25 protein-coding genes are annotated in these 25,729 nt (G+C 37.3%); all 25 read right to left on the reverse strand.

The window, feature by feature from the left end; genetic code table 11:
* Position 1 precedes the first annotated feature (1 nt).
* Positions 2-1,207 carry a flagellar hook-length control protein FliK gene (locus BMZ04_RS00520; protein ID WP_177184265.1) on the reverse strand — a complete coding sequence of 402 codons (1,206 nt, stop codon included), beginning with the start codon at positions 1,205-1,207 and terminating at the stop codon, positions 2-4.
* A gap of 29 nt (positions 1,208-1,236) precedes the next feature.
* Positions 1,237-1,836, reverse strand: a complete 600-nt coding sequence (locus tag BMZ04_RS00525; protein ID WP_093263215.1) for a MotE family protein — start codon at positions 1,834-1,836, stop codon at positions 1,237-1,239.
* Between the two features lie 8 nt (positions 1,837-1,844).
* The gene (gene fliJ / locus BMZ04_RS00530) at positions 1,845-2,294 is read right to left on the reverse strand and encodes a flagellar export protein FliJ (protein WP_093263220.1); all 450 of its coding nucleotides are present in this window, start codon (positions 2,292-2,294) and stop codon (positions 1,845-1,847) included.
* A gap of 1 nt (position 2,295) precedes the next feature.
* Positions 2,296-3,618 carry a flagellar protein export ATPase FliI gene (fliI, locus tag BMZ04_RS00535; protein ID WP_093263225.1) on the reverse strand — a complete coding sequence of 441 codons (1,323 nt, stop codon included), beginning with the start codon at positions 3,616-3,618 and terminating at the stop codon, positions 2,296-2,298.
* Between the two features lie 5 nt (positions 3,619-3,623).
* Entirely contained in the window at positions 3,624-4,403 is a 780-nt protein-coding gene (fliH, locus tag BMZ04_RS00540; RefSeq protein ID WP_255367741.1) for a flagellar assembly protein FliH, read from the reverse strand.
* The gene (fliG, locus tag BMZ04_RS00545; RefSeq protein WP_093263233.1) at positions 4,387-5,400 is read right to left on the reverse strand and encodes a flagellar motor switch protein FliG; all 1,014 of its coding nucleotides are present in this window, start codon (positions 5,398-5,400) and stop codon (positions 4,387-4,389) included. The genes fliH and fliG overlap by 17 nt, the downstream gene beginning before the upstream one ends.
* 188 nt (positions 5,401-5,588) lie before the next feature.
* Positions 5,589-7,178 carry a flagellar basal-body MS-ring/collar protein FliF gene (gene fliF / locus BMZ04_RS00550; protein WP_093263237.1) on the reverse strand — a complete coding sequence of 530 codons (1,590 nt, stop codon included), beginning with the start codon at positions 7,176-7,178 and terminating at the stop codon, positions 5,589-5,591.
* Between the two features lie 56 nt (positions 7,179-7,234).
* Positions 7,235-7,540, reverse strand: coding sequence for a flagellar hook-basal body complex protein FliE (gene fliE, locus BMZ04_RS00555; protein WP_093263240.1), 306 nt, complete (start codon positions 7,538-7,540; stop codon positions 7,235-7,237).
* 23 nt (positions 7,541-7,563) lie between these two features.
* Positions 7,564-8,025: a flagellar basal body rod protein FlgC gene (flgC, locus tag BMZ04_RS00560; protein WP_093263243.1), complete on the reverse strand. Its 462-nt coding sequence runs from the start codon at positions 8,023-8,025 to the stop codon at positions 7,564-7,566.
* Positions 8,025-8,420, reverse strand: coding sequence for a flagellar basal body rod protein FlgB (gene flgB, locus BMZ04_RS00565; RefSeq protein ID WP_093263248.1), 396 nt, complete (start codon positions 8,418-8,420; stop codon positions 8,025-8,027). The genes flgC and flgB overlap by 1 nt, the downstream gene beginning before the upstream one ends.
* Positions 8,421-9,356: 936 nt before the next feature.
* Positions 9,357-10,136 carry a GTP-sensing pleiotropic transcriptional regulator CodY gene (codY, locus tag BMZ04_RS00570; RefSeq protein ID WP_093263252.1) on the reverse strand — a complete coding sequence of 260 codons (780 nt, stop codon included), beginning with the start codon at positions 10,134-10,136 and terminating at the stop codon, positions 9,357-9,359.
* An 87-nt stretch (positions 10,137-10,223) separates the two neighbouring features.
* Entirely contained in the window at positions 10,224-11,618 is a 1,395-nt protein-coding gene (gene hslU / locus BMZ04_RS00575) for an ATP-dependent protease ATPase subunit HslU (protein ID WP_093263256.1), read from the reverse strand.
* The gene (gene hslV / locus BMZ04_RS00580; protein WP_093263261.1) at positions 11,615-12,163 is read right to left on the reverse strand and encodes an ATP-dependent protease subunit HslV; all 549 of its coding nucleotides are present in this window, start codon (positions 12,161-12,163) and stop codon (positions 11,615-11,617) included. The genes hslU and hslV overlap by 4 nt, the downstream gene beginning before the upstream one ends.
* A gap of 48 nt (positions 12,164-12,211) precedes the next feature.
* Positions 12,212-13,105 carry a tyrosine recombinase XerC gene (xerC, locus tag BMZ04_RS00585; protein ID WP_093263266.1) on the reverse strand — a complete coding sequence of 298 codons (894 nt, stop codon included), beginning with the start codon at positions 13,103-13,105 and terminating at the stop codon, positions 12,212-12,214.
* Positions 13,106-13,177: 72 nt separating this feature from the next.
* Positions 13,178-14,488, reverse strand: coding sequence for an FADH(2)-oxidizing methylenetetrahydrofolate--tRNA-(uracil(54)-C(5))-methyltransferase TrmFO (gene trmFO, locus BMZ04_RS00590; RefSeq protein WP_093263272.1), 1,311 nt, complete (start codon positions 14,486-14,488; stop codon positions 13,178-13,180).
* 19 nt (positions 14,489-14,507) lie between these two features.
* Positions 14,508-16,583 (reverse strand): type I DNA topoisomerase, encoded by a 2,076-nt coding sequence (gene topA / locus BMZ04_RS00595; RefSeq protein WP_093263277.1) that lies wholly within the window; start codon positions 16,581-16,583, stop codon positions 14,508-14,510.
* A 121-nt stretch (positions 16,584-16,704) separates the two neighbouring features.
* A complete protein-coding gene (dprA, locus tag BMZ04_RS00600) occupies positions 16,705-17,586 on the reverse strand; it encodes a DNA-processing protein DprA (RefSeq protein WP_177184266.1) in 882 nt (293 codons plus the stop codon).
* A gap of 58 nt (positions 17,587-17,644) precedes the next feature.
* Positions 17,645-18,547: a succinate--CoA ligase subunit alpha gene (sucD, locus tag BMZ04_RS00605; protein WP_093263282.1), complete on the reverse strand. Its 903-nt coding sequence runs from the start codon at positions 18,545-18,547 to the stop codon at positions 17,645-17,647.
* A gap of 18 nt (positions 18,548-18,565) precedes the next feature.
* Positions 18,566-19,726, reverse strand: a complete 1,161-nt coding sequence (gene sucC / locus BMZ04_RS00610) for an ADP-forming succinate--CoA ligase subunit beta (RefSeq protein WP_093263286.1) — start codon at positions 19,724-19,726, stop codon at positions 18,566-18,568.
* Between the two features lie 134 nt (positions 19,727-19,860).
* Entirely contained in the window at positions 19,861-20,154 is a 294-nt protein-coding gene (locus BMZ04_RS00615) for an EscU/YscU/HrcU family type III secretion system export apparatus switch protein (RefSeq protein ID WP_093263290.1), read from the reverse strand.
* A complete protein-coding gene (locus BMZ04_RS00620; RefSeq protein WP_093263295.1) occupies positions 20,151-21,998 on the reverse strand; it encodes a hypothetical protein in 1,848 nt (615 codons plus the stop codon). The genes BMZ04_RS00615 and BMZ04_RS00620 overlap by 4 nt, the downstream gene beginning before the upstream one ends.
* Positions 21,999-22,007: 9 nt before the next feature.
* Positions 22,008-22,775 (reverse strand): ribonuclease HII, encoded by a 768-nt coding sequence (locus BMZ04_RS00625; RefSeq protein ID WP_093263300.1) that lies wholly within the window; start codon positions 22,773-22,775, stop codon positions 22,008-22,010.
* Positions 22,776-23,487: 712 nt separating this feature from the next.
* Positions 23,488-24,342: a ribosome biogenesis GTPase YlqF gene (gene ylqF / locus BMZ04_RS00635; protein WP_093263308.1), complete on the reverse strand. Its 855-nt coding sequence runs from the start codon at positions 24,340-24,342 to the stop codon at positions 23,488-23,490.
* A 16-nt stretch (positions 24,343-24,358) separates the two neighbouring features.
* Positions 24,359-24,919, reverse strand: a complete 561-nt coding sequence (gene lepB, locus BMZ04_RS00640) for a signal peptidase I (RefSeq protein WP_093263312.1) — start codon at positions 24,917-24,919, stop codon at positions 24,359-24,361.
* Positions 24,920-25,362: 443 nt separating this feature from the next.
* Positions 25,363-25,707 carry a 50S ribosomal protein L19 gene (gene rplS, locus BMZ04_RS00645; protein WP_093263315.1) on the reverse strand — a complete coding sequence of 115 codons (345 nt, stop codon included), beginning with the start codon at positions 25,705-25,707 and terminating at the stop codon, positions 25,363-25,365.
* Positions 25,708-25,729 lie beyond the last annotated feature (22 nt).

The following is a 25,729-nucleotide window of genomic DNA, read 5'->3' on the forward strand; positions in this document are numbered from 1 at the left end:
TCTATACCTCCATTTCCTTTAAAAGTTCTTCGAATGAAGATTGTTCTTCCAACGTCTCGTCACTTTGTTTTTGTTGCTGTTGCTGTTGCTCTCTAAATGACTCTTGGAAAGATTGATTTCTTTCTTGTCTATTTGAATCTTGTAGGGCTTGCATTATTTCCAACTTATCTAGTTGAATATTTTGGCTCTGTAAGCTTTGCCTTAAATTGCTTGAGTTTGAATCTAACAACTCTTTTCCAAGTGCAGTAGATGCCAACATTTTCGCAGTTAACATTCCATCTTTTTGGACTAATTCAATTCGAATTGTTCCTAGCTGCTCCGGATATAGTTTAATAACTAATCTATTTGCCCCACCGGTTTGACCAAACTGTACACGATTCATGACTTTTTGTAGTTCTTTCAAAAATTCTTCTGATTGCCCAGGCTTTTCAGTTGGTAATGTCATGGAAACTGTTTCTACTTTCGTTTGAATAATGGTAGAAGAATGACCTTGGACATTTGTTGTTACTTCTTTCGTTTCAACAATTGTTTCACTTGGAACTTGTGTAGAAACTTGTTTTATGATCATTTGTTGAACAACTGGCTTTAACGCTTGTATAACAACTGGTTTTTTAGTTTCGTTTTCCATCGTCTTCGCGGCGTTTTCTTTAACGTTCTCAAGAAGTTGTTTCAAGTCAAAAAGTGTTGACTCTTGTTTTAAAGTTAAATCTGATTTATTACCTATTAATTGTGCAACTTTTAATAACTGTACAGCTTGCTTAGCTTCAAGTGGTGAAGCTGGTCCCTGCCCATTAAGAGAGAGAACAATAGCATCTGTCAGCTTACTTGCTTGTTCATTAATGCCTGCTAGCAAGTCCCATACATTGGACTCGGTCATTTCTTCTGAAGGATCTATTTCTTCTCCTAGCAACTTACTAAATAACTCTTTCAATTCTTTCGGATCAACTGCTAATTCTTTTGAATCTAATAAAGTTTCCGCTTCTTCCAATGACCCTGCACCTAATAGAGAAAGTAAGTCTTGGACTAAATTTTGTTGCGTTTCATTTGGTATCCGTATAACTGGCTGTTGTGCCACTTGCTGATTGGATAGTATCTGACCAAATACATTTCCAAATACTTGATTAGTTTGGGTAAGAGGTATCTTTTGCTGTTCTTTTGACTGAATCGCCATATTGTTTCCCATATTAACTACTGCTGCAATATTCACTAGTTCACCTCCTTTCATGAAAAAAAATATTATTGCCCCGTCATAAGCTCGGTATATTTTGCGGCATCTTCTGGTGTCATTTTTTCATAAATTTTCGCTACTGTATCGGGTTTTAAACTAGTTAGTATTCGTAGAGCTTCTGCATCACTCATTTTCGTAATGACGGGTGCGGCTGCTTTAGCAGACATTTTTTCAAATGTAGAGACAATTTCGCTATACTCTTGTTTTGTACTTGTTTGTTCTCTTTGCAGTGTTTCTATTTCATCTAGTAGTCGCTTCTGTTCTACTAAAAGCGCTTCATTTGATTTCGCAGAGTTTTCGATCTCTACTTGTAATTGGCCTATTTCTGCTTCTTTTTGTTGGATTTCTGCTTGTAGTGAAACTACTCTTTGTTCTAGATTATCCGTTTTTATGTCTTCTGTTACTGCTTCCATTTGTCCGACACCAGTTAACTCTTTTGCTTTTTCAAAAACATTCACATTCAATATTTGAGCAATAATTAGTAGGAGAGCTAAAGCAAATAACAAAGGGATGATAAACCAATAAAAAAACATTTTCATTTTACTTATACCTTTTGCACTGTTTTTCTCTTGTGGAATGCTTTTATTCGATTTGTTCTGCTTAGCCATGCTTGTACTCACCTAATCTCTTTGTTTTGAAACTTTATAGATGAAATTTCATCTAACTGTATTGTTTCTAGCCGCTTTTGTTCTTCGTTGAATTGTTCGAAGTCTTTTTCTTTCATCTTTTCAAACTTTCGTACTTCCAATGATTTTTCGACTAGCTTTTCTTCAAACCAGTTCATTTTGGAACGCGCTTGGATAACTTCTTTTTGAACAACATCAATTCTTTTTTGTAAACCTTCTATAAAATTAGAATAATGATGGATTTGATCAATAGATAATCCTGCAGTTAACCGATTATTTTGTGCATCAACTGTGTCTTCTTGCTTTTTTAACAGCTCATATAATTCAGTCGCAACTTTTTCGAACATATGCACCGATTCTTTATACGCAAGTTCCGTTTCTGACTTTTCCTGTTCCCGAACATTTAACACTTTTGCAAATTTATATTGATAGGCAACCATTTTACGAACCACCACCCGCTAATTTCACTAATTCATCAACACTTGACGCAAGCGTAACTTTGTCCAAATAGCCTTGTTTTAAGAATGAAGTGATTAAAGGCTCATATTGTATGGCTTCATCAATTTCTCTGGAAGTGCCTCGTTTATAGGCACCGATATTGATCAAATCCTCTGATTTGTTATACGTAAAATATAAATCTCGCAATCGTTCAGCAGCTTTTTTATGATCTTCATCTGAAATATGATTCATCAACCTACTTATACTTTTCAGTACATTAATGGCTGGATACTGACCTTTGTTAGCTAGGGATCTATCAAGAACAATATGTCCATCTAAAATACCTCGGACAGTGTCTGCAATCGGTTCATTCATATCGTCACCGTCTACTAATACAGTATAAAACGCGGTAATTGTCCCGTTTTCATTTGTACCAGTACGCTCCAATAGTTTCGGTAATATAGAGAAGACAGATGGCGTATATCCTCTTGTAGCAGGGGGCTCCCCAACTGCGAGTCCAATTTCTCGTTGTGCCATCGCAACACGAGTTACGGAATCCATCATTAGCATGACATTTAGCCCTTTATCTCGGAAATATTCGGCAATAGCTGTAGCAGTAAATGCGCCTTTTATACGCATTAAAGCCGGCTGATCCGATGTAGCTGCTACTACAATCGTTTTTGCTAAACCTTCTTTTCCTAAATCTCGCTCGATGAATTCCCGTACTTCTCTTCCACGTTCTCCTATAAGCGCAATGACATTTAAGTCTGCATTTGTATTTCTCGCAATCATTCCTAGCAATGTACTTTTACCAACACCAGATCCAGCAAAAATACCAACCCTTTGTCCTTTTCCGATTGTTAGCATCCCATCAATCGCTTTTACTCCCACTTCAATTCGTTCATCAATCGGTGGGCGCGTAAGCGGATTTGGTGGATCTTGTTCTGTACCAACCGTCATTAAGCCTTTCGGGAGCATTGTCCCATCAATCGGATTGCCCATCGAATCGAGTACTTTACCTATTAAATCCGGACCGACTTTTATCTCTAAAGGACTGTTCGTCCCTTCCACTAAACAACCTGTAGATATTTCTCGAATATTTGTGTAAGGCATCAATATTACAATTTCTTCTTTAAATCCAACAACTTCCGCAAAGATAACGGAATGACCATTTTTAGAAGAGTTTATATGAATTTTACAAACATCGCCTATCGAGCTTTCAGGGCCTTGTGATTCAATCATTAATCCAACAACGCGATTCACACGACCATATTTTTTAAATGTAGGTACATTGGAAATTTGTTGAACTAAATCGACCGCTTTCATCACATTCACTCCAAGCTCTCTAGCATGTCTACTAGTTTTTGTCTTAACTCCTGTAGTTGTTCATCGATACTGACAACAATTCTTCCATGATTTGTTTCGATAAAACAATCCGTAGCATTCATTTCTTCATCTACAAAAATCATAAAAGGTACATCTACTGGAAATAAAGAAGCAAGTTCTTCACGATTACTTGATACTAAAGCAAAATAAGTTGGTGAAACATATAATTTAATTTCTTTCATTTCTCTCGCTTCTTTTAATCCTCTTTTCACGATGGATAAAAATAATTCATCGTTTTCTTCTAGTTTGGTACCTATTATTCGTTCAGCAGTTCGTAGACCAAGTTCCAATATAACTTGTTCTTGCTGTTGTAAATATTTCGCTGCGTTTTCATGCGCTATTTGCATTGTTTCATTCGCAATTTGTATAGCATTTTGCATATCGGATAGTGCTTTTTCGCGTCCTTCCTCGACTCCTTGAGTAAAGGCTTCGTCATAAGCTTGTTGTTGAAACGCTAGTTTTTGTTCATCCCATGCTTTTCGTTCGTTTTCAATCGATTGATTGTTTTCTTCTATTTCATAAGCTAATGCAGCTTTTTTTTGCGCAATCTCTTGCTCTATTTCTTGCATCATTTTTTCTCGTTCTTTTAAGATGATATCCAAAGAAAGAGGTTGCTCCGTGTCTATTTCTTCTTGTATATGAAGATTTTTTATTTGAATTGGTTTTAATTGTTCACTGTTTTCTCTTACTTGTACGTTTCGGAAAATCCTAGACAATAATGTCATCTCCTCCACCACGTGCAATGATGATTTCGCCCGCATCTTCTAATCTACGAATAACTGTAACAATACGAGACTGCGCTTCTTCCACATCACGTAAGCGAACAGGTCCCATGAATTCCATTTCTTCTTTAAAGGATTCTGCCATACGTGCAGACATATTCCGGAAGATAACATCTTTTACTTCCTCGCTCGATACTTTCATCGAAAGGAGTAGGTCTTCATTTTCACAATCCCGAATAACACGCTGAATCGAACGATTGTCCAATGTAACAATATCTTCGAATACAAACATTCGTTTTTTGATCTCTTCTGCAAGTTCTGGATCTTGAATTTCTAATGCGTCCAAAATTGTTTTTTCGGTTGTACGATCGACTCCGTTCAGTACTTCGACTACCGCATCGACTCCACCAGTTTCGGTATAATCTTGAGTAACCGTTGAAGAAAGTTTTCGTTCTAACACCGATTCAATTTCACTTATTACTTCAGGTGATGTGGAATCCATCGTAGCAATACGTTTTGCAATATCAGCCTGCATCTCTTGCGGCAATGAAGAGAGAATAACTCCCGCTTGCTGTGCCTCTAAATAAGATAAGATCAGTGCAATTGTTTGTGGATGCTCATTTTGAATGAAATTAAATAATTGCGTCGGCTCTGCTCTTCTTGCAAAGTCAAAAGGTCGCACTTGTAGTGATGATGTTAAACGATTAATAATCGCTTGCGCATGTTCTGCACCAAGTGCTTTCTCCAGAACCGTTTTCGCATAGCCGATACCGCCTTGCGAGATATAATCTTGCGCAAGAGCGATATTGTGAAATTCTTCAATAATATCTTCTTTAATTTCTGGTTCCACTTTTTTTACACCAGAAATCTCCAAAGTTAAGCGCTCGATTTCTTCTTCATTTAAATGCTTATAAATGGAAGCCGACACTTCAGGTCCGAGAGAAATCAATAAAAGCGCGGCTTTTTGTTTCCCACTAAGTTCTTTTTCTTTTTTATTCATAGCAGTCTCCCCAATAAATTACGCCTCAGCGTAATTGCATCCAGATTTTGAACCCGAGGCCCTCGTGATGCAGGTCAGTTAGCCGTTGCCCGCAAGGATGCGACATATTTAGGCTAACATCCCCCTATAACTCCCTTCAAAATCTGTGATATCCGCCGGAGGCTTTAACTTTATTCTGTAGAATAAAGTTAATCTTCGGCAATCCAAGTACGTAACAATTTCGCGAAATCTTCTGGCTTGTCTTTCGCCATTTTTTCTAGTTGTTTTCGTCTTAAGGTAGCTTCCGTTTCCTTTTCATCATTAATGTCATCAATTTTTAATTCTTCTCTCTGCTCTTCTAGAATTACTTGTTCTTCCTCTTCTGTTCTTCTAGATCGAATAATGAAAATGATGAGTAGAATAATCGCTACTAGTAAAATAGCTCCTACTACGTAAACCCACCATGGAATTGTAGCAGTAGTTTCTGTAGTAGCTACTGATTTACCGTTAAACGGTTGAACGGACACAACAATTTTTTCTTCTAGTTGAGCTTCCGTTAATTCTGCTACTTCGTCTTTATCTATAGAAGTTCGAATAATCGTTGCAAGAATTTGTTCGATATCACCTTGGACGCCAGTAGGCATTGATGCAATATCATCTGGATTAGGTGGCTCTACCATTACTTGAATACCAATGTCTCTAATCTTATAAGGGCTTTCGACAATTTCTTTTCGAATTCGATTTACTTCGCTATTGATCATATCTTCGGTTCTTTCATAATCACCATTAGCATTAGAACCTTCGACATAGTTCGTAAAGTTATCTGTAGCATCTTCTGCTTGTGGTGTACCTCCTGCAACAGGGTTGTTTCCTGTGAATGTCTCGGAAATACGTTGTGCACTAATCTCGATTCCAGCCATGTTTTCTTCATCTACAGGTAGTACTAGATTTTCTTCTCTATTTTCTTGTTGAAAATCGATATCCGTAGTAACCGAAACGACCACTTTGTCTTGCCCCATTAAAGTGCCTAACATCGTTTGTACTTGTCTTTGTAGGTCACGTTCAATGGTCTTTTTAATCGTCATTTGATCAGTTACACTTGTTCCACCTGCACCGCTAGTTGCCTGTGCCATATCAAAATACTCTAAATACTGATTTCGAATCGTAATATTTTCTGTCGATAAGTTAGGAATCGATTTAGAAACTAAGTTGTATAAAGACGTTATTTGAGATTCCGTAAACTGATATCCTGGTTCAGTATTTAATATAATGGCAGCACTCGCAGCATCATTGCTTTGTGATAAAAACACGCTCTCTTCTGGTAATGTAATCATGACTTGCGCGTCTTTTATTCCTTTTACACCTTTAATCAAATTAGCTAATTCGGTTTGCATAGAAGCTAATTTTAATACGTTAAATTCGTTGTCTGTCATACCAAAACCAGCATTTTGAGAAAAGAAACTATAGTCAATCATTCCTGATTGGGGAAATCCTTCTGCTGCCAGTTGTACCAATAATGCATCCACTTGATCGGCGGGAACGGAGATCGATGTACCACCAGCGGCAATCTCATTCGGAACTCCTTGTGCATCTAATGTTTCTTTTATACGTCCTATTTCAGAAGGTGAAACGTCAGAGTAAAGAGGAACAAATTCAGTTCTCGTTAAAAAATAGGTAAGTACAGCGGCCAGTAAAATAACCGCTACGACACTGCCTATCATTGTCCCCTTTTGGGTCTTCGTTCGACTTCTCCAAAATAGGGTTATATCATTTGTCATTTTTCTTATACGTTCATTCATTTGTATCCTCCGGTTATGGTGAATATTTTGCTCGATATTTAGCGATAACCGAGAGTTTAGACTGGCATTCGCATGATTTCTTGATAAGCTTCAATCACTTTGTTTCGAATTTCTAAAGTTGCGTTCAATGTAATACTTGCTTTTTGTGAAGCAATCATTACATCATGCAATTCTATACTTTCTCCACGAATTAACTTTTCTGTTGCAACATCGGAAGCTTTTTGATTTGCATTTACAGAATCAATTGCGCCTTTCAAAAAATCACCAAATTTTTCTTGTGCTTCTGCGGAACTTATCTTAGAAGTTGTAGAGACAGGATTTATTTGGGAAGGGTTGAATAATGAAATAGAATCAATTGCCATATTAGTACAGACCTTCTTTCTTCTTATTTTCCAATTTCTAATGCTTTCGACAACATTGCTTTGTTTGCATTAAAAACAGTGACATTCGCTTCATAAGAGCGTGTGGCTGATATTAGGTCAACCATTTCTTTTAACGGGTCTACATTTGGCATTTCTACATACCCATCAACATTGGCGTCTATATGTGTCGGGTCATACACTAATTTGAATGGGGTTTCTGTGTCTTCGTTGATTCTAGTTACTTTTACCCCATGTCCCAAGCTATCTTTACTTGCTGTTCCCATCGCTACATTTAAGAAATTCGAAAATTTTCCTTCTTGGGGTTGTAGTATGACTGTTTTTCTTCTATATGCTTGCCACTCACCATCGACAAGTTTCGCGCGAGTCGTGTCAACATTCGCCAAATTAGAAGAAATGACATCCATACGAAGACGTTGTGCTGTTAAAGCGGAAGCAGTCGTGTTCATTCCGTGAAAAATCGACATTATCTGCTTCCTCCTTTGATAACGGTTTGTAGCGTATTTAATTTCCCGCTCACACGGTCGACAAGTGCATTATAGTAAAGCTGATTAGTCGCAAGGTTTGCTTGTTCTTTGTCCATGTCGACTCCATTTCCATTATTACTGTATCGAAAACTTTTATAGTCGAATACTCCAGAAGCACTAGTTTGCATGCTAAAATTCATATGCTTCTGTTCAGTTCGATTAGCAGATATAGTATTTTTTTTTGCTTCTGATAAAAATTCGTTAAAACTAACACTTCTTGCTTTGTAATTCGGTGTGTCAACATTCGCTATATTTTGCGCAATTGTTTTTTGTTTCGCAGCAGAGAAACCTAATCCTTTTTCCAAATTTGAAATGGTCCCGCCAAATATACCCAACTAATTCACCTCATTTTACTCTTGTCTTTTTCTTTTTATAAGAATCTATGAAAATCATAATAATCTAATTGTAATGAAAACGTTACATTGTGTCTATTCAATTTCATTTGAATTAATAGGTCTTTTTTCCTTTTTTTCGCCAACATTCGACTTTTTAATGTCTATTCTGTACAATTGTTAATTTTTGCATAGATTGCCTCCAAAAATCAATCAAAAACTATCAATTTTCACAAAAACTTAATGTTAGAAATTTCTGAAGTATGACGCAAATGCGTCTTTTTAACCATCCAGTTGGTTCCCGTTATTTACCGTTCACTTCTTCTATAATAAATGGCCTTTTTCATATTAAACAATTTACTATTAATACCCTTTATCTATATTTTTAAACATTTCTGAAACTTCACTTCATAAAATAGGAATAAAGCGTCATAGGGAAGTTACCGCTGGGATTTCCGCTGCAGGGCGGACGCTTTTTAGCGGTATCTTATTTAGTATTTCTTGAAAATAAAATCCAATAAATGGTTGAATGAGACATAACATGCTGTGAACGCGACAAACTAGCTTCCGAACACGACAAAACATATCTCGAAAGCGACAAACAGGCCGCCGAACACGACAAACAAGTCTAGCGGAGATGCTATATTTCGGAAAAATTGTTTTTTACTAAGCCACTGCTAGTTGGACGTTGTTAAATATAATGCTCTATTCAATGTGACTATAATTTAGCGGCAAGGTCCCGTGATTTTCGCAGCAGGCTTCCGCCTGAAGCGAAAACCCTGCGGTCTCCTCTTATGGCTCACTATTTCTAAAAAAAGAATGGCAATATTTAAGAATACTACTTTTAGAAATACAGGTGATTTCGCTAATTTACAAAACTTCGGCCCAACAAAAAACCTCTCCTACAATTAAGTAGAAGAGGCAAGTTTGTATTATTTATTATTTCATTTTTAATTGAGCTAATTCATTAAGGAATTTGTCGTTTAGAACTTTAATATAAGTTCCTTTCATTCCTAATGATCTAGATTCGATTACTCCAGCACTTTCAAGTTTACGTAGTGCGTTGACGATTACAGAACGAGTAATACCTACACGATCCGCGATTTTAGAAGCAACAAGTAAGCCTTCGTTGCCGTCTAGTTCTTCAAAAATATGCTCAATTGCTTCTAATTCACTATAAGATAATGAATTAATCGCCATTTGAACAACTGCTTTACTACGAGCTTCCTCTTCAATTTCTTCCGATTTTTCACGTAGGATTTCCATACCAACAACAGTTGCTCCATATTCAGCAAGGATTAAATCATCGTCATGGAATTCTTGTTTTAAACGGCCTAAGATCAATGTACCTAAACGCTCGCCTCCGCCAATAATTGGGACGATTGTTGTTAAACCTTCATTAAATAGCTCTTTGTTTTCCTCAGGAAATACAGAATGTTTACTGTGCACATCTAAGTTAGGTGAAGTCTCACTTACAGTAAACAAATTTTTTGTATACTCTTCCGGAAATTGACGCTCTTCCATCATTTTAATCATGCGTTCATTTTCAATTTTTTGATGTACTTCAAACCCAAGTAATTTACCTTTTCTGCTTACGATGAATGCATTACATTCAATTACTTCAGTTAATGTTGCTGCCATTTCTTTAAAGTTAACCGGTTTCCCAGCAGATGCTTGTAGCATCGAGTTAATCTTTCTTGTTTTGTCTAATAAATTCATTTTTGTATCCTCCATTGTAGTTCCATTATTTATTTTTATATTCTAAAGCTTTTCAATTGTCCTTTTGAAAACACCCAGTATTCCATTCTACAGTATAAACTGCGATAGGTCTTTATTTTTCACAATATTGTCAAGTTTTTGGTCGATATAAGACGGTGTAATTTGAATATGGGCTGGTGATATGTCAGAGGCTTCATAAGAAAGCTCTTCTAATATTTTCTCTAAAATTGTATGAAGTCTTCTAGCTCCAATATTATCGGTTTCTTGGTTCACTTCATAAGCGATTTCACCAATACGTTCGATTGATTCATCCGAAAATGTAATTGTTACTCCCTCTGTTTGAAGTAACGCCTCATATTGCTTTACTAAAGAATGTTGAGGCTCTTTTAAAATTCGAACAAAATCATCTTTTGTCAGCTTTTCCAACTCTACACGAATTGGGAAGCGACCTTGCAATTCGGGAATGAGATCTGATGGTTTCGACATATGGAAAGCACCTGCTGCGATGAACAAAATATAATCTGTTTTAACAGCTCCGTATTTAGTCGTAACAGTAGAACCTTCAACAATCGGTAAAATATCTCGCTGAACACCCTCTCTTGAAACATCCACAGATGAATTATTTCCATTCCTGCTTGCAATCTTATCCATCTCATCGATAAAGATTATCCCGGATTGTTCCGTTTTTTCAATTGCAATTTGGGCAATTTCATCATTGTCTATTAACTTACCCGCTTCTTCTTGAACTAAAACTTTCCGCGCATCTTTGACTTTCATTTTTCTTTTTTTCTTTTTCTTTGGCATTAAACTAGAAAACGCATCTTGCATGTTCATACCCATACTTTCCATTCCGCCGCCTTGCAATGCGTCAAAAATAGATGGTGCTGTTTCCGTTACCTCTACCGTTACGATTTCATCCTCGAGTTTTCCGTCTCTTAAATCTTCGGCAATTTGAGAGCGTTTTAAACGTACATCTGTATCTTCTATATCAGAAGTTTCATCTTCGGCTTTTCCGCCAAAAAGAGCTTCAAATGGATTCTGGTTCGAATTCTTTTTCTTTAACGAAGGAACTAAGAGCTTTACTATTGCATCGTTTGCCAAACGGATTGCTTGATCTTTTACTTCTTCCATCTTTTCTTCTTTAACAATTCGAATCGCAGCTTCTACTAAATCTCTAACCATCGATTCCACGTCTCTACCGACATATCCGACTTCTGTAAATTTAGTTGCTTCCACTTTGACGAAAGGAGCTTTTGTAAGTTTTGCAATCCTTCTAGCTATTTCTGTTTTCCCTACACCAGTAGGTCCAATCATTAAAATGTTTTTAGGAATTACTTCATTTCTCATCTCTTCGCCAAGTAATTGTCTTCTATAGCGATTTCGGAGTGCAACCGCTACTGCTTTTTTGGCAGTTTCCTGACCAACGATATATTTATTTAAATGCTCCGTAATCTGTTTTGGGGTTAAGTTTATTTCATTCATTCACCTAATACCTCCACAATAATTTGATGATTCGTAAATACGCAAATATCAGCAGCAGTAGTTAAAGACGCAACTGCAATTTCTTTTGCAGTCATATTATCCCCAGCGTACTGTTTTAATGCTCTTCCAGCAGCAAGTGCATAGTTCCCACCTGAACCAATTGCAAGAATTCCATCGTCTGGTTCAATAACTTCCCCCGTACCAGATACTAGTAATAGATGTTTACTGTCCATCACTAACAGCATTGCCTCTAGTTGACGAAGCATTTTGTCTCCTCGCCATTGTTTGGCAAGCTCCACAGCTGCTCGTTGAAGGTTTCCATTATACTCCAATAATTTCCCTTCAAACATTTCAAATAGCGTAAATGCATCCGCTACAGAACCAGCAAATCCTGCTACAACCTGACCATTAAATAATCTTCTCACTTTTTTGGCTGTATGTTTCATTACTACTTGATTACCTAATGTAACTTGCCCGTCTCCTGCCATTGCATGAGAACCGTTATGACTAACCGCGAAAATCGTTGTTGCATGAATACTAGACATTTTACCATTACCTCCAATATATCAAATTCACCTTATTGTTGTTGAATGTTATGCTCGCGGGTGAGCATTCATATACGTTTTTCGTAAATGTTCTTTTGTTACGTGGGTATATACTTGAGTAGAAGATAGATGTGAGTGGCCTAAGAGTTCTTGAACACTTCTCAAATCTGCCCCATTGTTTAATAGGTGAGTGGCAAATGTATGGCGCAGCATATGTGGATAAATCGTTGAATGCATGGATGCTTTCTCCATCATTCCATTTAAAATATACCTTACTCCCTCTGTCGTTAAATGCTCTCCCCTATTATTGACAAATAGAAAGGGATGGGATGTATGCTTCATTAGTTTGGGTCTACTATTTAGAACATATTCTTCTACAGCAGAAAGTGCAAAGTCTCCTACAGGCACATACCGCTCTTTTCTACCTTTTCCCATTACGCGTACGACTCCGTAACTACTATCTACATGACGTAATTCGATTGATGTAAGTTCACTTACTCGAATTCCAGTTGCATATAATAATTCAAGTATTGCCATATTACGAACAGATAATGGATCAGTAGCCTTATTTGCATCGAATAATTTCTCCATTTCTTCTTCATAAAAGAAATGCGGCAGCTTCGTTTCTTTCTTAGGATGGTATAACGATTGGAAAGCATCATCTCGAATATTGTATTCTCTATGCAAAAATTTATAGAAAGATCTTATAGCTGATATTTTCCGAGAAATTGTAGTTCTCGCAAGTTGCTCCTCATATAAGTTCGTAACATACAATCTTGCATGGACATACTCTACATCATCTAAGTTATTTACTCCTTCTATTTCAAGAAACTGGATAAATTGTTTTATATCATGTTCATATTCGCGAATGGTTAAATTTGAATAATTCTTTTCTAATTGGATATAGGCTATAAAATTATGTAATTTATCAGGTTCAATCATACAAAACAACTCCGTTACATTTCCATAGTAAAAGCCTCTAAAAGTATACAACTTTTAAGAGGCTTAAAGCAATTATAACGCTGTATTTTTCATAAAATTTCGAATTGTCGCGAGCGCTCTGTTCGCTAATTGTTCTGTTCTTGCCTTTTTATCTCTCACTTTTGGTTGTAATTCTGGGAATAAACCAAAGTTAATATTCATAGGTTGGAAATTTCTCGGGTCCGCCTCTGTGATATATCGTGCCATACTACCGAGCGCTGTTTCGCTTGGGAACACTACTAATTCTTCCCCTTTGGCAAGCTTCGCCGCATTAATACCCGCTAATAACCCACTACCAGCTGACTCTACATACCCTTCAACACCTGTCATTTGACCAGCAAAGAAAATGTTTTTATTTGCTTTTAACTGATACGTTGGTTGTAAAACATATGGCGAATTAATGAACGTATTTCTATGCATCACACCATATCGAACTATTTCTACATTTTCAAGACCAGGTATTAACTTGATTACTTCTTTTTGTGGTCCCCATTTTAAATGCGTTTGGAATCCAACGATATTATAAAGAGTACCAGCTGCATCATCTTGTCTAAGTTGGACAACCGCATATGGACGTTTGCCTGTTTTCGGATCTTCTAGACCTACTGGCTTCATTGGTCCAAATAACAGTGTTTTACGACCACGCTCTGCCATTACTTCTACTGGCATACAGCCTTCAAAATAAATTTCTTTTTCAAATTCTTTTAGAGGCACTACTTCCGCTGCCACTAATGCATCATAAAAGCGATTGAACTCTTCTTCTGTCATCGGACAGTTTAAATAAGCCGCTTCCCCTTTATCATAGCGAGATTTCAAATATACTTTATCCATATCAATGCTGTCTTTTTCAACAATCGGAGCAGCAGCATCGTAGAAGTATAAATATTCTTGGCCTGTCATTTCTTTTACTTTCTCTGCAAGTGCAGGAGAAGTTAAAGGCCCGGTTGCAATAACCGTAATACCTTCTGGGATTTCTGTCACTTCTTCATTGACAACTTCAATCAATGGATGATTTCGAATTGCCTCTGTCACTCTTCCAGCAAAGTCATGTCGATCAACTGCAAGTGCACCACCAGCCGGTACGCTACTATTATCAGCAGAATCAATTATAAGCGAATCTAGCATACGCATTTCTTCTTTAATAACACCTACTGCGTTTGTTAAATTATTTGCTCGAAGGGAATTGGAGCATACTAACTCCGCAAATTTATCTGTATGATGGGCTGGCGTTTGTTTGACAGGGCGCATTTCATAAAGACGTACTTTCACACCTCTTTTTGCAATTTGCCAAGCTGCCTCACTTCCAGCTAGTCCACCACCAATAACGTTTACAATTTCAGTCATGTAGCAATCCTTCTTTCCGTTAACTCTGTGGATCTTCTTTATAATCACAAGAAACACATTGTATTTGTATACCTTTTTTCAATTTCTTCTCTACTAGCATAGCATTACATTTAGGACATGGTCGATTGATTGGCTTGTCCCAAGAAACAAACTCACATGTTGGATATTGGTCGCAGCCGTAAAACAATCGTTTTGTTTTGCTTTTTCGTTCGACGATTTGCCCCTTCTCACAAGATGGACAAGGTACGCCAATTTCCTTAATAATCGCTTTTGTATTTCTACATTCTGGAAAATTACTACAAGCCATAAACTTACCATAACGTCCTAATTTATAAACCATTGGGGAGCCACAATTTTCGCAGTCTTCTCCGGTAGGTTCATCTTTAATGACGATTTTCTCCATTTCAGCATCTGCATGCTCTACATGTTTAGCAAAGTCCTGATAGAAACCATCAATTACTTCCACCCATTTTACTTGCCCGTCTTCTATACTATCTAAATCTTGTTCCATTTGAACAGTAAATTCAATATTTAGTATGTTTGGGAAGAATTCTAATACCAGTTGATGAACAATTGTTCCAAGCTCGGTAGGCACGAAACGTTTTGTTTCTAATGCAACATATCCTCTTTTTTGAATCGTATCAAGCGTTGGTGCATAAGTGGATGGTCTACCTATACCTAACTCTTCTAATGTTTTTACGAGTCTTGCTTCCGAATATCTTGGAGGCGGTTGAGTAAAATGCTGTTTGGGTTCAATGGATAAGGCACTTACTTTATCCCCGACAGCTAAAACTGGTAACAGTTTGTCTTTATCATCTGTTTGATCGTCCGAACCTTCTACATACACTTTCATGAAACCAGGGAATTTTATTTGAGAACCATTTGCACGAAAAACGGCTTCCTCATTTTTCAAATCTACCGCAACTGTATCTAAAATAGCAGGTGCCATTTGACTAGCGATAAACCGTTCCCATATTAGTTTGTACAAACGAAATAGGTCACGAGACAAAATTGCCTTTAACTCATTTGGCGTTCTTAAAACACTTGTAGGACGTACTGCTTCATGGGCATCTTGAGATTTTTTCGATTGTTTTTCTGCTTTTTTCGTTGCAATGAACTCTGAACCATATTCCTGTGTAATGAATTCTTGTGCATCCGCTTTCGCAGTATCCGAAATTCTAGTAGAGTCAGTTCTCATGTAAGTAATGAGGCCGACAGTACCTTCTTTTTTACCAAGGTCAATTCCTTCGTATAATTGTTGCGCAAGCATCATCGTTTTTCTAGCTCTAAAGTTGAGCTTACGAGCTGCTTCTTGTTGAAGAGATGAAGTCGTAAATGAAGGTGCAGGATTTCTTTTGCGCTCTTTTTTCACTACGTTCGTTACTTCGAAATTAGTGCCTTTCATCACATTTAATACTGCTTTAACTTCATTTTCATTTGATAGTTTTAATTTTTCTTTTTCGTTTCCAAAGTAAAGTGCATCAAACGCCTTTTTATCTTTTTCAAACTGCCCTTCGATCGTCCAGTACTCTTCAGGGACAAAGCTATTAATTTCGTTTTCGCGGTCAATAATCAAACGAAGTGCAACAGATTGAACTCGACCAGCCGAAAGACCTTTTTTCACTTTCTTCCATAGTATAGGACTAATATTGTAACCTACTAGTCGATCCAAAATTCTTCTTGCTTGTTGTGCATCCACTAAATCCATATTAATCGGTCTAGGATGTTTAAAAGATTCTAGAATAGCATCCTTTGTAATTTCATTAAAAACGACGCGACAATCTGAATGAATATCTACATTTAATGAGTTAGCTAAATGCCATGCAATTGCTTCCCCTTCTCTGTCGGGGTCAGCTGCGAGATATATTTTCTTCGCTTTTTTTGCCGCTTTTTTTAAATCTTGTAATACGGGACCTTTTCCACGTATCGTAATATATTTTGGCTCATAGTTATGTTCCACATCGACACCCATTTGACTTCTAGGTAAATCGCGAACATGACCAACCGATGCTTTTACTTTATATTTTTTTCCAAGGTATCGCTCAATCGTTTTTGCTTTGGCTGGCGATTCTACTATAACTAAATAATCCGACATAAATGTGCCTCCTTATAGAAGGTAACTCGCTTTTTCTTCAAAACAAATACCTGTTGCAAAATGTATAACAGTTTCATAATAAAAGCAAGACTTTTCATTTTTAAATTATTTTATTCGTTTGTTATTTCAGTAATTCTTCCAGTATTTGATGTCCATCCCAAACAGGCTTCGCACCTTCTAGTATAAGGTTATGTGGGCCTGCGGAAAGGGGAGAAAAGATAGACCCAGGGATTGCAAATATTTCTTTTCCGTTTTCAAGTGCATGTTCCATTGTCGAAACTGTACCACTTTTCGCTCTTGCTTCTGTAATAACGACACCTTGTGACAATCCGCTAATAATTCGATTTCGCATAGGGAAATTCCATTTTTTCGGTGTTATATATGGAGGGTATTCCGTTACTAACAACTGATTTTTCGACATTTTATGCGCTAGGTCTGCGTTTTGTTTTGGATACACATGAAAAAATCCAGTGCCTAATACAGCGATTGTTTTCCCACCATTTTGCATTGTAATTTCATGTGCCAATGTATCTGCACCTTTCGCTAGCCCACTCACGATGACAAAGTTTTTTTGTATTAATGGAGGTAAAATTTTTTCAATACTACTCTTAGAGTAATCGGACGCTTCCCTTGAACCAATAATTGCAATTTTCTTATCGTTTCGAAGCAAATTTATATCACCTTTTACATATAATACTGCTGGTGAATCATACAAGTTTAATAGATTAGATGGGTAATTGGGATTAGTGAAAATAATAGGGGATATAGTATGTTTTTCATATATTTGTAGAAGTGGGATTTCTACGTATTTTTGGTACATTTGTTGTAAATTTATCGCACGATTCTCCGAAATTCTACATATACTTGCAAGAAAAGTAGGCTTCATTTTTTCTAGTTGAGTTAATTGAGGGTCATACTCAAGTAGGGGTTTTATTTTGTTTAAAGGAACTGGAAATACATAATGCAATGCTAAAAATCGATTTGTGAATTGTTCATCAATCATTTCTACCCTCCTATAAAAATAGTACGGCAACACCGAAAAGATGCGCCGTACTACTATATTAATGTGTTTTACAAGCGTCGTAAAGACCTGCTTCTTTAATAGCTTCTATTAAAGTTTCACCAATTACAGATGGAGTTGCAGCAACTTTCATCCCTGCTTCTTTCATCGCTTGGATTTTTCCTTCTGCAGTACCTTGACCGCCAGAGATAATTGCTCCAGCATGTCCCATACGTTTACCTTCAGGTGCAGTTTGACCACCGATGAATCCTACTACAGGTTTTGTCATATTAGCTTTAATCCATTCTGCCGCTTCTTCTTCAGCAGTACCACCGATTTCACCAATCATAACAACTGCATATGTTTCAGGATCTGCATTGAACTCTTTTAGAACATCGATGAAGTTTGTTCCATTTACAGGATCCCCACCAATACCAACAGATGTTGATTGTCCGATTCCAGCTTCAGTTAACTGAAGTACTGCTTCGTAAGTAAGTGTTCCAGATCTTGAAATAACTCCAACATGACCTTTTGTGTTAATGTATCCTGGCATAATACCAATTTTACACTCGTCTGCAGTGATAACACCTGGACAGTTTGGTCCAACTAAACGAGTTTTCTTGCCTTCCATATAACGTTTCACGTTAACCATGTCTAATACTGGGATATGTTCAGTAATACAAATAGTCATATCTAAATCAGCATCCACAGCTTCTAAAATCGCATCAGCAGCAAACGGAGCTGGTACATAAATTACTGAAACATTCGCACCAGTTGCTTTTACAGCGTCTTCCACTGTATTGAAAACTGGAACGCCTTCTACTTCCGTACCACCTTTACCAGGTGTAACCCCAGCAACGATTTTAGTACCATACTCAAGCATTTGTTTTGTATGGAAAAGAGCAGTTGAGCCCGTTATTCCTTGAACGATTACTTTCGTGTCTTTATTAATATATACGCTCACTTTTTGTCCCTGCCTTTCTTATCCTACAAGATTAACGATTTTTTGAGCACCGTCTGCCATAGAGTCAGCAGCGATTATATTTAAGCCTGATTCATTTAATAATTTTTTACCTAAATCGACATTTGTACCTTCAAGACGTACTACTAATGGCACAGAAAGTCCTACTTCTTTCGCAGCAATAATAACACCTTCTGCGATAATGTCACATTTCATAATACCACCGAAGATATTAACAAAAATACCTTTTACGTTAGCATCAGAAAGGATGATTTTGAATGCTTCTGTAACTTTTTCAGCTGTAGCACCGCCCCCAACGTCCAGGAAGTTTGCGGGTGAACCGCCGTAATAGCTAATTGTATCCATAGTAGCCATTGCAAGACCTGCTCCATTAACCATACAACCGATATTTCCATCTAATGAAATATAGCTTAAGTCATATTTAGAAGCTTCGATTTCTTTTGGATCTTCTTCATCAAAGTCGCGCATTTCTAAAATATCGCTATGGCGATATAAAGCATTTGCATCGAAGTTGAATTTTGCATCTAATGCTAAAACGTTGTCATCCGCTGTTACTACTAACGGGTTGATTTCAACAATAGAAGCATCTTTTTCTTTATATACTTGGTATAAACCAAGCATAAATTTAGCTGCTTTATTAACAAGTTTTGTTGGAATGTTCATATTAAAAGCCATGCGACGAGCTTGGAAACCTGTTAAACCTACAACAGGATCAATCTCTTCATAGAAAAGCTTTTCCGGTGTATTTGCAGCTACTTCCTCGATATCCATACCGCCCTCTTCAGAGCCCATTAATGTTACACGAGAAGTTGCACGGTCTAGAACTAAACCTACATAATACTCCTTCTTAATATCGCTACCTTCTTCGATCAGTAAACGCTTAATTTCTTTACCTTCTGGACCCGTTTGGTGTGTTACTAACACTTTTCCTAATAGTTCCTTCGCGTATTCACGTACTTCATCTAAATTTTTTGCGATTTTTACTCCACCAGCTTTACCACGACCACCTGCGTGGATTTGAGCTTTAACAACAATAACGCTTGAGCCTAACTCTTTTGCCGCTTTTACTGCCTCTTCAGGTGAAAAAGCAACAATTCCGTTTGAAACTGCTACGCCATATTGTCTGAGGAGTTGTTTCCCTTGATATTCATGGATATTCATCTTACATCCTCCAATCAAACTTGTGTCAAGTAATATACTACCTTTTCATTGTATTAAAACTGTCACAACTTGTCCACACAAGTATAGCAATTGTAGAAATTATAAAATATTTCGATATTTTACAGTCGAACGAATTAGATTGGTAGATTACTTTTCCCTTTTTCCTGATCCACCTTATAAATAAAGGCAAAAACCTCTGCCACCGCTTGATACAACTCTTCCGGAATGGACTGATTTATATCTAATTGCCCCAGAAGCTCTACTAAACTTGCATCTTGTTGAATAGGTACTTCATGTTCTTTTGCTTTAGCTAATATATTTTCGGCAATTTTCCCTTTTCCTTTTGCCACTACTGTCGGCGCATCTACCACTCCAGGTTTATATGTTAGTGCAATTGCTTCTTTTCGAACTTGTTTCTCTTTTGTCATATTCGTATATCTACTCCTTGCGAATCTCTTGAAGCCATTTTTGACTGGACCTTCGATGCAAGCTTTTGTTCTTCGAATGTTTTCATAAATACACCAGATAGTGTATATCCAACGGATAGTAGCCCATCTTTTAAGCCGGTTTTAAATGTATTGGCAATCTGCTGCAACTGTGCATTATTGTTGTATACGGTAATCGTTACAATTCTACTTTGCACTTGCATATCTACTACCGTTTCATCCAATGTGTCTAATTTTAAATAAAACATAATTCTCGCAAAATCAGAATCTATTTTTCCGTCTTCTTTCATTCGACCATTCCACTCTAGCGTTGCATCCATTTTCTTACCAAGAAATTCTAACGGCACTTGCATAAGTAACTGATGTTGTGGACCATTTTCTCCCGACAAAATTTGCAAACCATTCATTCGTCCTAGTAGCATTTCTGCACTATCTCTTAGGGTTGTAGAAATGGTGTGATTTTGCATCAACTCTACTAATTGAGGTTTTAATTGAAGCGCTATATTTCTAATTTCTTCACTGTTATTTCCAAGCTTCGCTTCATAATTAAACCCTAGAGATTTTAATACTTCTTTCATCGCATGTTCAAAAGCTTTTCCATCCAACTGGTTTAATACAGCTTGCTCCGCCCCAGTAATTATTTGGGCATTAAAGCTATTGAAGTTACTTTTAGACATTGTAGCTACTTGTTGTAATACCTGGTTAACACTTTCTACCGTTTGCCCTTTTCCTAGTAGAGTAACTAAATGCTCTTTGGCGGTTAAACTATTTGTGTCCTCTCGGAAAATGGCATGCTGACTCTGTTCCGCAAATACTTTGACTAACACGTTATTGATCTGTTGGGCTTGGCTATTTTCTTTCATCATGGACAATACTTGTTCTTTTTGCGCAGAAGTCAATAACGGTTGTACATTTATCCAGTTACGGAGTTGTTCCATTATTGCCCCTTTTTCAGGAGGTGTAGCGTGTGCCAATTGTGCCATCAGTTGTCCCGCTGAATTAGGTAACGAATGCTTACTAACTAAAGGAATTGGGTTTGATAAAGAAGCCGCTGCTGGTAAAATTTCTACTTGCTTTAAAGATTGTATGATAGGTAATCTCGTCGAAATACTTGTTTGCTGATCTTGCAGTATCACTATTTGCTTCCCAATAATCGCACCTGCTACAGGTAAACGAAAAGGCTCAGCTACTTTTTGTAAGCTTTGCATCATATCGTTTTTTACAACCTGTGAAATGGTCGAATCCTGTTGTAATGCCAGTTTGAAATTTTCGATAGACGACTGCAAACCACCCGTGGATTTCCCGTTTACGACAGCCTCCAATAGATTCTGTGTGAATGGTAGCTTTAACTCTGTCATTTTTTGAATTGCTACAAGCGCTAATTTTATCGAGACTCCTTGTGGCAACTGTTTTAAAAGTTGCTCTGCTTGTACTAATATTTCTTTTGATATGGGTAATTGTTCTTTTAAGAAAAATTGGGTAACCGCTTGCATTTCACTCGTTTTCGTTAAATTCATTGCTTGTAACAATTGGGTTGCTTGTTGCGCAAAAGTATTACCTCCGGTTAATGGACCTGTCACTACTTTTAGTTGTACTTCTGGAGAAGCTTTCGATACTTGAAAAAAATGGGCGTCTCCTGCTTTTAAAGGGGTTTCCAGTTTTGCGATGACTTTTTGATTGCCTATTTGCACCTCTGCAGTTTGATTTGGATATAGTTTTTTTATCACTCCGTGTACAACTTGCCCTTCTTTCATAGGCATTTGTCTTCCTGTTGAAACAACTGGGGATGTCTGTGATCCAATGGATGAAAAAGATGGAAAAGTCATTTACTCACCTCATTTTTTTAAAATGGACTTTATTGGTTCAAACGTTTTACGATGATGCTCTATTGGTCCGTATTTCACTATTCGTTCAACATGTTCTTTTGTGCCGTATCCAGCATGTTTATTGAATAAATACTGTGGATATCTTTCGTGTAATTGGTCCATATATTCATCTCGAGCTGTTTTAGCAAGTATCGATGCCGCGGCAATTGCTAAGCTTTGTGCATCCCCTTTAATGATGGAGTGTGTTTCTATATCTATCGGTAGTTTCATAGCATCAACTAGCACTACAGATGGTCGTTTATGTAGATGTAGGACCGATTCTGTCATGGATTGCTTTGTTGCTTCGTAAATATTTAGTTCATCAATTTTTTCTACGGTTTGAAAATGAATGAAATAGCTTATCGCATTGTTTTTTATTTTTATAGCTAGTTCATTTCGCTTTTCTTTTGAAAGTTGCTTGGAATCATTTAATCCAATCAGTTCCTCAGCATGTGCATTTAGGATGACTGCAGCTGTCACTACTGGTCCCGCTAATGGTCCACGCCCTGCTTCGTCGACTCCTGCTACTAAATCTTGTTCGTTTGTACAAAAGCTGCGATCGAATAATACTTTTTCTTCATGTGCTTTTTTTTCTAGTAGTAGCTTTTGTTGCTTTCTCTCCCAGCTGTTTATTAGTTTCTGAGCACCTATTCTAGTATCATTTTCTAGCTCTTTAAACCAAGTTTCCGAACCGGTTGCCTGTTCTAATCTCTCTTTTATTTCTTTCAAACTTAACATATTTACATCTTCTTTCTCTTGCTTATTATTATGTATCGGTTATTTTTTTGTTTAATTAAAAAATTATTTCTATACATTCGTTTTTTAACTATTTGAATCTATATTTTAGATTTTAGAGATAATGTGCAACAAAAAGCTCTATTAGGCGACCACTATGATTTCAGTCGGACGCTTTCGGTGCAGAAAACATCTGCTATTCCCGCTGGAGTCGCCTCCTGCAGCGAAAATCAATGGAAAATGCTAGCTAAATCAATAGCAAAACTGAATAGGGCATTGGCTTATCCCCCTACTATCCTTAGCTTAGTTAAAATCAGCCTTTGCTCATTATTTGAACTAAGCGCAAGACAGCCATCTTTACTCGAAACTTTCAATTACGCAATGTATATGATAGCTAATTAGAAAATGTCATCTCATGACTAGTGAAGGTATACCATGAGAAATGATTGCTCTCGACTATTAATTGATTGCTATCAATGACCAGACGGTTGCTCTAAGCCATTTTCTGGATTCATACCAGATTTGGCGTGGTCATCCTGATAACTCTAAAGCTCTATTGAGTTCAGATACTGATTAGTCAGCAAGCTCTATTAATTGCAGCGGAAGGGGGGCGACTCCAGCGGAAATTCTAGAGGTAACTTCCTTATGACGCATTACTATCCACTTCAAAAACACAAGAAAACCCTCTTTACCTGGTGGCAAAAAGGGTATATTTCTATTGATATTCATCTACAAAATCGAAAGTCAATCTACCAAGCTGGAGACCACGGACGTCTCGAACAATTAACTCAGCGACTTGATCATAATCAATTTCGCCTCCACCCGCATAACATCTCCGTAGCTTTCCAATATGGTCGAACGTATCCACTAAATTTTCACTAACTTCTGTTAGCTGATAACGTTCTTCCATACGCTTTGGATAATGTTCTTGTAGAAAACGAAGCCCATAAACAGCTAGGTCTTCCATATTGATTAATGCATCTTTTATCGCACCAGTGAGCGCCAACTTGTATCCGACTTGTTGATCTTCAAACTTTGGCCAAAGAATACCCGGTGTATCGAGTAATTCTATTTCCTTTTCCACTTTGATCCATTGTTGTTTTTTGGTCAAGCCTGGCGTATTACCAGTTCTCGCTATATTTTTCTTTGCAAATCGGTTAATGAGTGTAGATTTTCCGACGTTCGGAATTCCAACAATCATCGCTCGAATTGCACGAGGTTTTATGCCCCGGTCTTTCATACGATCCCATTTCGGCTTTAAAAGCTCTTTAGCGGCTTTAAAAACAGTTTGCAATCCTTTTCCTTCTAAAGAGTTTATCGCGACAGCAGCATGCCCTTTTGACTCAAAATAGGCGATCCATTTTTTTGTCTGCGCCTCGTCTGCCATATCCATTTTGTTTAGGATAAGTAATCTAGTTTTTTGATGAACCACTTCATCAATCATCGGATTTCTAGAAGACAACGGTAATCGTGCATCTATTAACTCAAAAATAATGTCTACTAGTTTTAAGTTTTCCGTTACTTCTCTTCTCGCTTTGGCCATATGACCAGGAAACCATTGAATCGTCATTTCGGTACCACCTTCTTTACTTCACAAAACCAATATCATCCATAGGCCAGAATACGAAGTTCGTGTTTCCAATCACTTCGTCAATGGCAACGAGACCAATATGTCGGCTATCTTTACTGTATCTACGATTATCTCCCATTACGAATATGTATCCTTCTGGGATTTTATGCTTTTGCGTAATATCTTCTAAAGTGAAGTCATCTGTAAGTGTTCCTTCACTGACTTCGCTCTTATACTGCTCTAAATATGGTTCTGGTAGTTCTTTTCCATTAATAAATAATTGATCATTTTTAAACTCTAGATGATCGCCGGGTAAACCAATCACTCGTTTAATATAATTTTTTTGTTCTGGTGCATGAAATACTACTATATCGTAACGATCTGGTTCGCCAACCATGTAGCCAATCTTGTTAACAACCATACGGTCGCCATTTTCTAAAGTAGGCATCATGGATTCTCCGTCTACTACGATTGGTGTAAATAAAAAGAAACGAATTATTGCTGCTAGTCCAAAAGCGATTAAAAGAGCTTTCGACCACTCCCATAATTCATTCTTTTCCTTTTTTACTTGTTCCATTAATTTGCCCCCTTTATTCACTATTTATATTGTACAAGGAAAATTAGTTTCAAGCAAAAGGAATGACAACATTTTTTTAGACACAGTTAAACTATACTATTATTTCCTTTATAGGCGGACCTTTTCCACGGGCTTCGACTTCGGCCAGGGCCAACAGGATGTTGGTCACAAAGGCGTTGAGGCCCACAGAACGCGGCGGATTAGATTGCCTTCCGTTCGATGTGACGTACTTAGCCTTTGTTCCTTCACTCAGTGCGGGGTCTTCAGCTTAAGCTATTCCCGCTGGAGTCGCCGCCTTCCACTACAATAAATAATATGAGTAATAATCAAGTGTATAATGTAACACATCATTTTTTAAAATGTAAATATTTCATAGAGACTGAAAAAGAAAAAATGTTGTAGCAAAAGTGGCATCACCTTCACTACAACATTTACTTTTACTATTAGCGACGCTCTTTAATACGAGCTGCTTTACCACGTAGTTCACGTAAGTAGTACAATTTAGCACGACGAACTTTACCACGACGAGTAACTTCTAAGTTTGCAATTTTTGGTGTGTGTACAGGGAATGTACGTTCAACACCAACGCCAGAAGAAATTTTACGAACTGTGAAAGTTTCGCTAACTCCGCCTCCACGACGTTTAATTACAACACCTTCGTACATTTGGATACGTTCGCGAGTTCCCTCTACTACCTTAACGTGTACACGAACAGTGTCACCAGGACGGAAAGTAGGAAGATCTGTACGTAATTGTTCTTTTGTGATTTCTGAAATAATGTTTTGCATCATTTTCTCTCCTTCTCTAGAA

The organism is Psychrobacillus sp. OK032 (genome assembly GCF_900111345.1).
Lineage (GTDB): Bacteria > Bacillota > Bacilli > Bacillales_A > Planococcaceae > Psychrobacillus.